We start from the raw sequence: 12,730 nt of genomic DNA, 5'->3' as shown, positions 1-12,730 counted from the left end.
ACGCGGCGCTGGCCCGCGGCGCGCGCCTGCTCCCCACCGCCTACGTCGCCACCCTGGCCGGGGTCGGCGCCGCGCTCCTCCTCGGCCACCTCCACGGGAGCAGCTAGGGATGCCGCACCAGGAGCGCACCTTCGTCATCGTCAACACGCTCGGCCTCCACGCGCGCGCCGCGGCGCAGCTCGTCCAGACCTCGAACCGCTACAAGTCCGAGATCCACGTCGAGAAGGACGGGATGCAGGTGAACGGCAAGAGCATCATGGGCGTGCTCACGCTCGCGGCCGCGAAGGGCTCGCAGATCACCGTGACCTGCGACGGCGACGACGCCGACCAGGCCATGACCGCGCTCGCCAAGGTGATAGAGAACGGGTTCGGGGAGACATGAGTCGGTCGTCCGCCACCACGCTCGTCGGCATCGGGGCCTCGCCCGGCATCGCCATCGGGCGCTGCTGGACGATCGAGCGGCGGCGGGTGCGGACCCCGAAGCGCCGGCTCACGCCGGAGGAGGTCGAGTCCGAGCTGGCGCGGCTGCGCACCTCGCTCGAGATCTCCGACGTGCAGCTCGCCGAGGTGCGCGGGAAGGTGGAGGAGTCGCAGGTCCCGGGCGGCGCCGAGCACACCGCCATCATCGACATGCACCGGATGATGCTGAAGGACGAGATGCTCGTCCTGGAGGCGCAGCGGCAGATCCGGGAGGAGCGGCTCAACGCGGAGTGGGCGGTGAAGCGCGCCACCCGCAAGATCAAGAACGCCTTCCACGAGCAGGCCGACGACTACTTCAAGGAGCGCCGGGCCGACGTGGACTTCGTGGGCGAGCGGATCATCAAGAACCTGCTCGGCCAGGCGCCGGACGTGGAGGACGTGCCGCCCGAGGGCGTCATCGTGGTGGCGCACGACCTCTCCCCCGCCGACACCGCGCTGCTCCTGCACGAGCACAAGGTCGCCGCCTTCGTCACCGACGCCGGGGCCAAGACCTCGCACACCGCCATCGTGGCCCGCGCGCTGGAGGTGCCGGCGGTGGTGGGGGTGGGGCGGGTGACCGCCGTCGCCGACCGCGGCGACTGGATCGTGGTGGACGGCGGGCGCGGGGTGGTGGTCATCAACCCGAGCCCGGGCGAGCGGGCCGGCTACGAGGCCGCCCGCGAGAAGCAGCTCGCCGGCGAGAAGGCGCTGCTCGCCACCCGGGACCTGCCCGCCCGCACCCAGGACGACCTCACCGTCCGGCTGGCCGGGAACATCGAGTTCGCCGAGGAGGTGCCGAGCCTGCTCGCGCACGGCGGCGAGGCGGTGGGGCTGTACCGCACCGAGTTCCTGTTCATGGGCCGGTCGGACCTGCCCGGCGAGGAGGAGCACTACCAGAACTACCGGCGCATCCTGGAGGCGCTCGCCCCGCGCCCGGTCACCATCCGCACCTTCGACCTGGGCGGCGACAAGCTCCCGGCCGGCATGCGCGTCACCGCCGAGAACCCCGCGCTCGGCCTGCGCGCCATCCGCTACTGCCTGCGCCAGCCGGACATGTTCCGCGCCCAGCTCCGCGCGCTGCTGCGGGCGTCGGTGCACGGCAACCTGCGCGTCATGTTCCCGATGATCTCCGGGGTGGCCGAGCTGCGGGCGGCGAAGCACGCGCTCCGCCAGGCCGCCGACGAGCTGCGCGCCGAGGGGGTGCCCTTCCGGCAGGTGCCGGTGGGGATCATGGTGGAGCTGCCCAGCGCCGCCATGATCGCGGACCGGCTCGCCGCCGAGTGCGACTTCTTCTCCATCGGGACGAACGACCTCATCCAGTACACGATCGGCATCGACCGGCAGGACAAGGACGTCGCCTACCTCTACAAGCCGCTCCACCTCGCGGTGCTGCGGCTGCTGAAGCTCATCTGCGACGCCGGCCGGGCGGCGGGCGTGCCGGTGTCGATGTGCGGGGAGATGGCGGGCGAGCCGGTGAACGCGCTCGTGCTGCTCGGCCTGGGCGTGAGCGAGCTGTCCATGAACGGCCCGTCCATCCCGCTGGTGAAGCGGGTGATCCGCGCGGCCCGCGCCGAGGAGGGGCGGGCCCTGGTGGACCGGCTGCTCGCGCTCACCACCGCGGACGACATCGAGCACGAGGTGCAGGCCGAGATGGCCCGCCGCTTCCCGGGCCTGCTCGACGGCGACGACGACGCCGAGCCGGCCGGCCAGGGCTGAGCGGGGCGACCGTCCGGACGGCCACGTCCGGCGGGGGCGCCCTCCGATCGGACGGACGCGGCGGCAGCGCGTCCGCCATATTGACACCGCGCGCGCCGGGCGCGTACCTTGCCCGTCCCGCCCGGGCACCCCCGCCGCCGGAGGAGAACACATGCCGCTCCAGGACTTCCTCTTCACCTCCGAGTCGGTCACGGAGGGCCATCCCGACAAGATGGCGGACCAGATCTCCGACGCCGTGCTCGACGCGGTGCTCCGGCAGGATCCCAAGGGCCGGGTGGCCTGCGAGACGCTGCTCAAGACCGGCTACGTGATGATCGCGGGCGAGATCACCACCAAGGCGCGCATCGACTACCCGAAGCTCGCCCGCGAGACGGTGCGCCGCATCGGCTACACCAGCGGCGACATGGGCTTCGACGCCAACACCTGCGCGGTGCTGGTGGCGGTGGACCAGCAGTCCCCGGACATCGGGCAGGGCGTGGACACCGGCGGCGCCGGCGACCAGGGCATGATGTTCGGCTACGCGTGCGACGAGACGCCGGAGCTCATGCCGGCGCCCATCCAGTACGCGCACGCGGTCACGAAGCAGCTCGCGAAGGCGCGCCGCGCCGGCCTCGACGTCCTGCGCCCCGACGGCAAGAGCCAGGTGTCGGTCGAGTACCGCGACGGCCGCCCGGCCCGCATCGACACGGTGGTGGTCTCCACGCAGCACGCCGAGGCGGTCTCGAACAAGCGGCTCCACGAGGCGGTCCGCGAGCAGGTGATCGCGAAGGCGCTGCCGAAGCGGCTCATCGACCGCAAGACGAAGATCCTCATCAACCCCACCGGCCGGTTCGTCATCGGCGGCCCCATGGGCGACACCGGCGTCACCGGCCGCAAGATCATCGTGGACACCTACGGCGGCATGGGCCGCCACGGCGGCGGCGCGTTCAGCGGCAAGGACCCGTCGAAGGTGGACCGCTCCGCCGCGTACATGGGGCGCTACATCGCGAAGAACGTGGTGGCGGCCGGCCTCGCCTCGCGCTGCGAGGTGCAGGTGGCGTACGCCATCGGCGTGGCCGAGCCGGTCTCGGTGATGGTGGACACGTTCGGCACCGCCAAGGTGCCGGAGGCGAAGATCGCCCGCGCCGTCCGCGAGGTGTTCGGCCTCACGCCGCGCGCGATCATCGAGGGGCTCGACCTGCTGCGCCCGGTCTACGAGAAGACCGCCGCCTACGGCCACTTCGGCCGCACCGAGAAGACCTTCACCTGGGAGCGCACCGACAAGAAGGAGGCGCTCGCCGACGCGGCCGGGCTGTCCAAGATCCGCGCGGTGGCCTCCATCTGATCCGACGGGGCTGCGCCCCGCCCCACGGACCCTGAGCCCGTCGAAGGGCCCGCGGGGCCCCACCAATCCAGCCCCGCCGCTCGCGGCCCGTCCGGTCCTCCGGGCGGGCCGCCTCGTTTGCGGGCGCCGCGGGCCGGGGAGTTGACCGGGCCGGCCGGGTGGACTAGCTATCCGTCCATCCGGATGGATTGATGCCTCGCCTCGCCCCCGCCCGCCCCGCCGCCCCGAGCCGGCGCCCCGAGGCCCTGCTCGGCTGGATGGAGCTGCTCGCCGACCCGATCCGGCTCCGCGCCCTGCGCGCGCTGGAGCCGCGCGAGCTGTCGGTGCTGGAGCTCCGCGAGGTGCTGGCGCTGCCGCAGTCCACCGTGTCCCGCCACCTGAAGACGCTCTCCGACGCCGGCTGGCTCTCCGCCCGGCGCGAGGGCACGCAGAGCCTGTACGGCTGGGCCGCGGAGCTCGACCCGGGCGCGCGCAAGCTGTGGCAGCTCGCCCGCGCCGAGAGCGACGGGTGGGCGGTCGCCCGCGCCGACGCGGCGCGGCTGCGGGCCGTGCGCGCCCGCCGCGACGAGGCGCAGCGCTTCTTCGCCGGCGCGGCCGGCGCCTGGGACGGGCTGCGCGCCCGGGTCTACGGGCGCGGCGTCGCGGCCGAGGCGCTCCTCGCGCTGGTGCCGCCCGGCTGGACCGTGGCCGACCTGGGCTGCGGCACCGGCGCGGTCGCGGCCGAGCTGGCGCCGCGGGTGCGCCGCGTGATCGCGGTGGACCGCTCCGCCGCGATGCTGCGCGCGGCCCGCCGGCGCACCGCCCGGTTCGACAACGTCGAGCTGCACGAGGCCGACCTCGCGGCGCTGCCGCTCGAGGACGGCGGCTGCGACGCGGCGCTGCTGGTGCTGGTGCTCGCCTACCTGGACGACCCGGCGCCCGCGCTGGCCGAGGCGGTGCGGGTGCTGCGCCCGGGCGGCCGGCTGGTGGTGCTCGACGCCGCGCGCCACCAGGACGAGGCGCTCCGGCGCCGCATGGGCCAGGTCCACCCCGGCTTCGAGCCGGACGCGCTCGCCGCGCTCCTCCGCAGGGCCGGCGCCGCCGGCGTCACGGCGCGGGCGCTGCCGCCCGAGCCGGGCGCCCGCGGCCCGGGGCTCGTCGCCTGCACCGGCGAGCGGCCCGCCCGGACCTGAGCCGGCCCTCGACCCGACCTTCCATCCGTTCCACGCAAAGGAGAAGCACCATGGCCGTTTCCGCCGCGAAGAAGAAGCCCGCCCCGAGCGCCCCGGCGCCGCTGGAGCACAAGGTGAAGGACCTCTCCCTGGCCGGCTGGGGCCGCAAGGAGATCGAGCTCGCCGAGAAGGAGATGCCGGGCCTGATGGCGGTCCGGCGCGAGTACGCGCGCCAGCGCCCGCTCGCCGGCCAGCGGATCACCGGCTCGCTGCACATGACCATCCAGACCGCGGTGCTGATCGAGACGCTGGTGGACCTCGGCGCCGACGTCCGCTGGGCGAGCTGCAACATCTTCTCGACGCAGGACCACGCCGCGGCCGCCATCGTGGTGGGTCGCGAGGGGACGCCGGAGGCGCCGCGCGGCGTGCCGGTGTTCGCCTGGAAGGGCGAGACGCTGGAGGAGTACTGGGACTGCACCGAGCGCGCGCTCGACTTCGGCGGCGGCAAGGGCCCCACGCAGATCGTGGACGACGGCGGCGACGCCACCCTGCTCATCCACAAGGGCGCCGAGTACGAGAAGGCCGGCAAGGTGCCGCCGCCCTCCAGCGCCGACTCCGAGGAGCTGGAGGTGGTGCTGCGCCTGCTCGCCCGCGAGCAGAAGAAGGACCCGCGCCGCTGGACCCGGGTGGCGAAGGCCTGCGCCGGCGTGACCGAGGAGACCACCACCGGCGTGCACCGGCTCTACGAGATGCAGAAGGCCGGGACGCTGCTCTTCCCCGCCATCAACGTGAACGATTCGGTCACGAAGTCGAAGTTCGACAACCTGTACGGCTGCCGCCACTCGCTGGTGGACGGGCTGAACCGGGCCACCGACGTGATGCTGGCCGGGAAGCTGTGCGTGGTCTGCGGCTACGGCGACGTGGGCAAGGGCTGCGCCCAGGCGCTGCGCGGGCAGGGCGCCCGCGTGGTGGTCACCGAGATCGACCCCATCAACGCGCTGCAGGCGTCGATGGAGGGCTACCAGGTGGTGCGGCTCGAGGACGTGGTCGAGGAGGCCGACGTGTTCGTCACCGCCACCGGCAACCTCGACGTCGTCACCGTCGAGCACATGAAGGCGATGAAGGACTGCGCCATCGTCGGCAACATCGGCCACTTCGACAACGAGATCGACATGGCCGGGCTGCGCAAGGCGACCACCCGGGTGAACATCAAGCCGCAGTACGACGCGTTCGTGTTCCCGGACGGCCACCGGGTGCTGGTGCTGGCCGAGGGGCGGCTCCTCAACCTGGGCTGCGCCACCGGCCACCCGTCGTTCGTGATGTCGAACTCGTTCACCAACCAGACGCTGGCGCAGATCGAGCTGGCGGTGAACCGCGCCGCCTACGCGAAGCAGGTCTACGTGCTCCCGAAGCACCTCGACGAGAAGGTGGCCGCGCTGCACCTCGAGCAGATCGGCGCCCGGCTCACCCGGCTCACCAAGAAGCAGGCGGCCTACATCGGCGTCCCGCAGTCCGGCCCGTTCAAGCCCGACCACTACCGGTACTAGCCCCGGCCCGCCGATGAGCCTCGTCTCCGCGGCGCTGTTCGGGCTCGTCCAGGCGCTCACCGAGTTCCTCCCGGTGAGCTCCACCGCGCACCTCTTGGTGTTCGGCGAGCTGCTCGGCCACTCGCTCGACGACCGGCGCTTCCGCGCCTTCGTCACGATCATCCAGGCCGGCACCACGCTGGCGGTGCTGATCTACTTCCGCGCCGACATCGCGCGGCTGGTGGCGGCGTCGGCGCGGGGGCTGGCCCGGGGCAAGCCGCTCGGGACGCCGGAGTCGCGCCTGGGCTGGTACATCGTCCTCGGCACGCTGCCGGCGGCGCTGGCGGGGAAGCTGCTCGAGCGGCGGATCGAGGCGCTCGGCAACTGGGTCATCGCGGGCTCGCTGGTGGCGCTCGGCCTGGTCCTGCTCGCGGCCGAGCGCCTGGCCCGCCACCGGCGGCGGGTGGAGGACGTGGGCCCGGGCGACGCGCTCCTCATCGGCGTCGCCCAGGCGCTCGCGCTCGTGCCGGGCAGCTCGCGCTCGGGCACCACCATCACCGGCGGCATGCTGCTCGGCTTCACCCGCGAGGCGGCGGCGCGCTTCAGCTTCCTGCTGTCGGTCCCCATCACGCTCGCGGCCGGCGCGTACAAGCTCTGGTCCACCGTCCCGGACCTGCGGGGCGAGGCGGCCTGGACGGTCGCGACCGTGGTCGGTACCGTGGTGTCCGCGGTGGCCGGCTACCTCGTCATCGACTGGCTGCTCGCGTGGCTGCGGACCCGCACCACGTACGTGTTCGTCGTCTGGCGCATCGCCGCCGGCGCCGCCATCGCGGCGCTCATCCTCTCCGGCGTCCTCCCCGCCGGCGCCGAGGCGCCCCCGCCGCCTCCGCCGGCCCTGCACGCGGCCCCGTGACGCTCGACGATCTCGCCGCGGCGCTGGTCGCCCGCGTGCCGGGGGTGGCCCCGGTGGACCGGATCGCGCACGAGCACCTGCCCCGGGGCGGCTTCGCCTCGGCGGCGGTGCTGGTGCCGCTGCACGTCCTCCACGGCGAGGTCCACGTGCTCATGATCCGCCGGCCGATGAAGATGTCCCGCCACGCGGGGCAGATCGCGTTCCCCGGCGGGAAGATCGACCCGGGCGAGGAGAGCCTCGCCGCGGCGCTCCGCGAGGCGCACGAGGAGGTGGGGCTCGAGCCGGCCCGTGCCGACGTCATGGGACAGCTCAGCGAGACGCTGGTGCTGGCGTCGGCCTTCCGCTTGACGCCGTGGGTCGCTTCGGTGCCATATCCCTACCCGTACGCGGCCGCGCCGCACGAGGTGGACGAGATCCTGCACGTCCCCCTCTCGGCGCTCTCCCGCCCCGGCGCGCACCGGGTCGAGCCGCGGGAGGTCTACGGCCTGAAGCTCGACGTGCACTTCTTCTCGTTCGGCAAGGACGTGATCTGGGGCGCGACGGGGCGCGTGCTCGCCGAGCTCCTGTCCATCTGGAGGGCGTCGTGAAGATCTACCCGGTGATCATGGCGGGCGGCTCGGGCACGCGGTTCTGGCCGCTCTCGCGCCGCAACCGCCCGAAGCAGTTCCTGGCGCTCGCCGGCGACGCGCCGCTGCTCGCGGCCACGGTCGGCCGGCTCCCGCCGCTGGCGCGGCCGAAGGACACGTTCGTCGTGTGCGGGCCGAGGCACGCGGCCGCCGCCCGGCGCATGGTGGCGCAGCTCCCGAAGGAGAACTTCATCATCGAGCCGTGCGCGCGGAACACCGCGCCGTGCGTGGGCCTCGCCGCCATCCACGTGGCCGCGAAGGACCCCGAGGGCGTCATCGCCATGCTGCCGGCCGATCACCACATCGGCCGCCCCGAGGCGTTCCGCGACGCCGTCGCCGCGGCCGCCCAGCTCGCCGAGGCCGGCTCCATCGCCACCATCGGCATCCGCCCCTCGCGCCCCGAGACCGGCTACGGCTACCTGAAGCTCGGGCCGCGCCTGGCGGCGCGGGCGAAGGGCCGGAAGCGCCTGGTCGCGCACAAGGTCGAGCGCTTCGTCGAGAAGCCGGACGTGGTCACCGCCGCGCGCTACCTCGCCGACGGCAGCTACCTGTGGAACTCGGGCATCTTCGTGTTCCGGGCCGACGTGATCCTGGACGAGATCCGCCGCGCCATGCCGGTGCTGGGCGAGCAGCTCGAGGCCATCCGCCGCACGCTCGGCACGCCCGCCTACGCCCGCACGCTGAAGCGCGTCTTCCCCGACTGCCCGTCCATCTCCATCGACTACGGCGTGATGGAGAAGAGCGCGCGCATCTCGGTGGTGCCGGCGGAGTTCGGCTGGAGCGACGTGGGGAGCTTCGCCGCGCTCTCCGACGTCCGCGTCACCGACGATCTCGGCAACGTGGCCGAGGGCGACGCGCTCGTCATCGACGGCCGCAACAACGTGGTGCTGGCCGGGAAGGACCGGCCCATCGCGGTCATCGGCCTCGACGACGTCATCGTGGTGGACTCGGGGGACGCGCTGCTGGTGTGCCGGCGCGACCGCGCCCAGGACGTCCGCAAGGCGGTCGAGGAGCTGGGCCGCCGCGGCCGCGAGGAGCTCCTCTAGCGGGCGCCCCGCCCCCCGCGTCCCCGAGGGACGCGCGGGCCCCGGTCCGAGGTGCTATACAGCCGCCCGGCGGCCTGCCCCGGGGGGGAACCGGGCGGCGCCGGCGCTCCCCGGGCACGGAGCCTGCCCGCGGCGCCTCACGTCACGACATTCACGACCGAGGACCACCATGGCCAAGCTCTCCCCGACCATCTTCCGCGAGTACGACATCCGCGGGCTGGTGGACCAGGACCTCACCGAGGAGGCGGTCTCGCTCGTCGGCAAGGCGCTCGGCACGCGCATCCGGGGCGCGGGCGGGAAGCGCGCGGCGGTGGGCTGGGACGCGCGCCTCTCCGGGCCGAAGTTCGCGAAGGCCATGACCGAGGCGCTCACCTCCACCGGCGTGGACGTGGTGAGCCTCGGGGTGGTGCCGACGCCCCTCACGTACTTCGCCGCCCACACGCTCGACGTGGACGGCATCTGCATGATCACCGGCTCGCACAACCCGCCGGAGTACAACGGCCTCAAGGTCGGGCTCGGCTCGGCCACGTACTACGGCGAGGAGATCCAGGCGCTGCGCCGCGAGGCGGAGGCCGGGCGCTTCGCCACGGGCCAGGGGACCGTCCGCGCGCACGACATCGTGACGCCCTACCGCGAGCACGTCCGGCAGAACCTCCGGCTCGGCAAGCGCCGCCTGAGGGTGGTGGTGGACGCCGGCAACGGGACCGGCGGCGTGGTGGCGGTGCCGCTGTTCGAGGCGCTCGGGTTCGAGGTGGTGCCGCTGTTCATCGAGATGGACGGCAACTTCCCCAACCACCACCCCGACCCGACCGTGGAGAAGAACCTCGAGCACCTGCGGCGCAAGGTGCTGGAGACCGGGGCCGACGTGGGCATCGCCTACGACGGCGACGCCGACCGGGTGGGCGCGGTGGACGAGAAGGGCAACGTGCTCTGGGGCGACCAGATCATGATCCTCTTCTCCCGGGCCCTGCTCGCCGAGGAGCCGGGCGCCGCCATCGTGGGCGAGGTGAAGTGCTCCTTCACGCTCTACGACGACATCGCCGCCCGGGGCGGGCGGGGCATCATGTGGAAGGCCGGCCACAGCCTCATCAAGGCGAAGATGAAGGAGGAGCACGCGCTCCTCGCCGGCGAGATGAGCGGGCACATCTTCTTCGCCCACCGCTGGTTCGGGTTCGACGACGGCATCTACTCGTCGGCGCGGCTGCTCGAGCTGCTCACCCACACCGACCGGCCCATGTCGTCCCTGCTCGCCGACGTGCCGCGGACGTTCTCCACCCCGGAGCTCCGGGTGGACTGCCCCGAGGACAGGAAGTTCGAGGTGGTGCGCCGCGCCCAGGAGTTCTTCGCGGCCCGCTACGACGCGGTGACCGTGGACGGCGTGCGGGTGGTGTTCCCCGACGGCTGGGGCCTGGTGCGCGCCTCCAACACCCAGCCGCTGCTGGTGCTGCGGTTCGAGGCGAAGACCGAGGCGCGGCTGGCCGAGATCCAGGCGCTGGTGCGCGGCAAGGTGGACGAGCTGCTGCGCGAGCTGGGGGCATAGGCCGTGAAGGGGCTCGCGCTGGGCGTGGACCTGGGGGGCACCAACGCGCGCGCCGCGGTGGTGGACCGCGCCACCGGCGAGATCGTGGCCTCGCACAAGGAGCCGCTGCACGAGCGCGGGCCCGAGGCGGTGGTCGCGACCGTCGCCCACGCGCTCGGCCAGGCGGCCGGCGCGGCCGGGATCGCGCCGGCGGCGGCGGGCCGGGTCGGGGTGGGCGTGGCCGGGCAGGTGCTCGGCGCCACCGGCGTGGTGATGAACGCGCCCAACCTGGGCTGGCGCGACGTGGCCTTCGGCGCGCTGCTGGAGAAGGCGCTCGGGGTGCCGGTGCGCGTCGCGAACGACCTGTCGGTCGCCGCCTGGGGGGAGAAGCGCTTCGGCGCCGCCCGCGGCATCGAGGACGTGGTGCTGGTGTTCGTCGGCTCGGGGGTGGGCTCCGGGCTCATCCTGGGCGGGCGCCTGCACGACGGCGCGCAGGGGGTGGCCGGGGAGCTCGGCCACATCAAGGTGCGCCTGCCGCGCCCGGGGTTCACGCCCCGCCGCTGCGGCTGCGGCCAGCTCGGCTGCCTCGAGGCGTACACCTCGGGCGTGAACGTGGCGGCGCGCGTGCGCGAGGAGATCGCGGCCGGCGTCGCCACCCGGGTGCTGGAGCTGGTGGAGGGCGACCTCGCCCGCGTCACCGCCAGCGTGGTGGAGGAGGCGCACGCGCTGGGCGACGCGTACGCCGTGGCGCTGTGGGACGAGGTCTCCGAGCTGCTCGGCCTCGCCGTGGCGAACCTCGTCACCCTGCTCAACCCCGCCCGGCTCATCCTGGGCGGCGGCGTGCTGCTGGGCGCACCCCGCCTCGCCGACCTGACGCTCCGCCGGTTCGACGACGCGGTATCGCGGTCGGCCACGCGCGGGCTCACCGTGGAGCGCGCCTGGCTCGGCGACGACGCCGGGGTCATCGGCGCCGCGGTGCTCGAGTAGATCGAAGGGGTGTCCGCGAGGGCCACACGGCCCCGCGCCTCGAGGCGTCCGGAGGCGCGCCGCGCGCGCGCGAGGACGCGGCCTCCGCGCGCCGGCGAGCGCGCGCCGGCGTCGATCGCAACTCGCTGCGCCCCAGCGATTTCCGTGCACCCCGTCCCGCGCGCCGCGGCGCCGCTCCTCGATCACGCTGAGTGGATTGACGCAGCGGCGACCCCGTCCGCGGCGCGGGATCCATCCGGGTGCGCGACGCCTCGCGGCGGAGATCGCGCGCGCGAAACGCGTGTCGCTTCCTTGACGTGCGAGATCGCGCGCTGCTAACCTCCGCACAACTTGTCCATTCCTGAGTGTCCATCGACATCGAATGGACGTTCCGAGGAGGGAACAGATGGCTGCGAAGAAGAAGACCGCGAAGAAGACCGCTGCGAAGAAGCCGGCCGCGAAGAAGAAGGTCGCGAAGAAGGGCAAGAAGTAACGCAGGGCTTCCACCCAGCGTAGCGCCGCGGCCGCCTCCGGGCGGCCGCTGCTTTTCCGGGGTACGAAGAGGCGCGATGTCGCTCACCGCACGCGAGCTCGCCGAGGTGGTCGCCGAGCTCGCCCCGCTCGCCGGGGCGTACGTCGAGGCGGTGCGCGCGCACGCGGAGCGGGCGCTCACCCTGTCGCTCCGCGGGCGCGCCGGCGACGCGCTGCTGCTGCTCTCCGCCGAGCCCGACGTCACCCGCCTCCACGCGGCCCGCCGCCGCCCCCCGCAGCCCGACACCCCCTACGCCGCCCAGGCGGTCCTCCGCCGCGAGCTGGAGGGCGCGCGCCTCGCCGGCCTGGAGACGCTCCCCGGCGACCGGGTGGTGGCGCTCTCCTTCGATCGCGGCCCGGCGCGGGGCGGGCCGGTGCGGCTGGTCGCCGAGCTCACCGGCCGCCACGGCAACCTGTTCCTGGTGGACGCGGCCGGGATCATCCGCGCCGCCGCCGTCCGCAGCCCGTCGCAGCGCCGCGACCTCGCCGTGGGCCGGCCCTACGAGCCGCCCTCGCTCCCGCCCGCCGGGTCCGGGTCCGGCTCCGAGGCCGGCCAGGGGGCGCTCCGGTTCGCGCCGGTGCCCGGCGCGCCGTTCCCGCTCTCGGCCGCGATCGAGGACGCCTACCTCGCGCGCGAGGAGGAGCGGCGCCTCGCCGAGGGGCGGCGCCGGCTGAAGGAGCCGGTGCGCGCGGCGCTGGCCCGGGCCGGACGCGCCCTCGCGAAGCTCGCCGACGAGGCGGCGCGGGTGCCCGCCGCCGAGGCGGACCGCCGCGCCGCCGACCTGCTCAAGACCCACCTGCGCGCGGTCAAGCGCGGCGCCACCGAGGTGACGGTCACCGAGTGGACCGAGGAGGGCCCGCGCGAGGTGCGCGTGGCGGTGGACCCGGCGCTCACGCCGCAGGCCAACCTGGAGCGGTACTACCGGCGCTACCGCCGCATCGTGGAGAGCGCC

11 protein-coding genes are annotated in these 12,730 nt (G+C 74.1%); all 11 read left to right on the top strand.

From position 1 onward, the window contains the following. Positions 1 to 109: 109 nt before the first annotated feature. Positions 110 to 382 (top strand): HPr family phosphocarrier protein, encoded by a 273-nt coding sequence (locus PSR1_RS16390; RefSeq protein WP_011419212.1) that lies wholly within the window; start codon positions 110 to 112, stop codon positions 380 to 382. Continuing rightward, positions 379 to 2,175: a phosphoenolpyruvate--protein phosphotransferase gene (gene ptsP / locus PSR1_RS16385; RefSeq protein ID WP_059438544.1), complete on the top strand. Its 1,797-nt coding sequence runs from the start codon at positions 379 to 381 to the stop codon at positions 2,173 to 2,175. Before PSR1_RS16390 ends, ptsP begins: the two co-directional genes overlap by 4 nt. A gap of 151 nt (positions 2,176 to 2,326) precedes the next feature. Next, on the top strand, positions 2,327 to 3,499 hold the full coding sequence (gene metK, locus PSR1_RS16380) for a methionine adenosyltransferase (protein WP_059438543.1): 1,173 nt from the start codon (positions 2,327 to 2,329) through the stop codon (positions 3,497 to 3,499). 191 nt (positions 3,500 to 3,690) lie between these two features. Continuing rightward, positions 3,691 to 4,671, top strand: a complete 981-nt coding sequence (locus PSR1_RS16375; RefSeq protein WP_059438542.1) for a metalloregulator ArsR/SmtB family transcription factor — start codon at positions 3,691 to 3,693, stop codon at positions 4,669 to 4,671. Positions 4,672 to 4,721: 50 nt separating this feature from the next. After that, the gene (ahcY, locus tag PSR1_RS16370; protein WP_059438541.1) at positions 4,722 to 6,197 is read left to right on the top strand and encodes an adenosylhomocysteinase; all 1,476 of its coding nucleotides are present in this window, start codon (positions 4,722 to 4,724) and stop codon (positions 6,195 to 6,197) included. Between the two features lie 13 nt (positions 6,198 to 6,210). Beyond that, the gene (locus PSR1_RS16365; protein ID WP_059438540.1) at positions 6,211 to 7,089 is read left to right on the top strand and encodes an undecaprenyl-diphosphate phosphatase; all 879 of its coding nucleotides are present in this window, start codon (positions 6,211 to 6,213) and stop codon (positions 7,087 to 7,089) included. Continuing rightward, on the top strand, positions 7,086 to 7,676 hold the full coding sequence (locus PSR1_RS16360; RefSeq protein ID WP_059438539.1) for a CoA pyrophosphatase: 591 nt from the start codon (positions 7,086 to 7,088) through the stop codon (positions 7,674 to 7,676). The genes PSR1_RS16365 and PSR1_RS16360 overlap by 4 nt, the downstream gene beginning before the upstream one ends. Then, complete coding sequence (locus PSR1_RS16355; RefSeq protein WP_059438538.1) at positions 7,673 to 8,761, top strand: mannose-1-phosphate guanylyltransferase; 1,089 nt, start codon at positions 7,673 to 7,675, stop codon at positions 8,759 to 8,761. The genes PSR1_RS16360 and PSR1_RS16355 overlap by 4 nt, the downstream gene beginning before the upstream one ends. 169 nt (positions 8,762 to 8,930) lie before the next feature. Further along, the gene (locus PSR1_RS16350) at positions 8,931 to 10,301 is read left to right on the top strand and encodes a phosphomannomutase/phosphoglucomutase (protein ID WP_059438537.1); all 1,371 of its coding nucleotides are present in this window, start codon (positions 8,931 to 8,933) and stop codon (positions 10,299 to 10,301) included. Positions 10,302 to 10,304: 3 nt separating this feature from the next. Further along, positions 10,305 to 11,267: an ROK family protein gene (locus PSR1_RS16345; RefSeq protein ID WP_059438536.1), complete on the top strand. Its 963-nt coding sequence runs from the start codon at positions 10,305 to 10,307 to the stop codon at positions 11,265 to 11,267. A gap of 548 nt (positions 11,268 to 11,815) precedes the next feature. Further along, a partial coding sequence (locus PSR1_RS16340) for an NFACT family protein (protein WP_193388372.1) occupies positions 11,816 to 12,730 on the top strand: 915 nt, incomplete at its 3' end.

It is taken from the genome of Anaeromyxobacter sp. PSR-1 (genome assembly GCF_000964525.1).
Classification (GTDB): Bacteria; Myxococcota; Myxococcia; order Myxococcales; family Anaeromyxobacteraceae; genus Anaeromyxobacter.
This window is presented reverse-complemented; position numbering and strand designations above follow the sequence as displayed.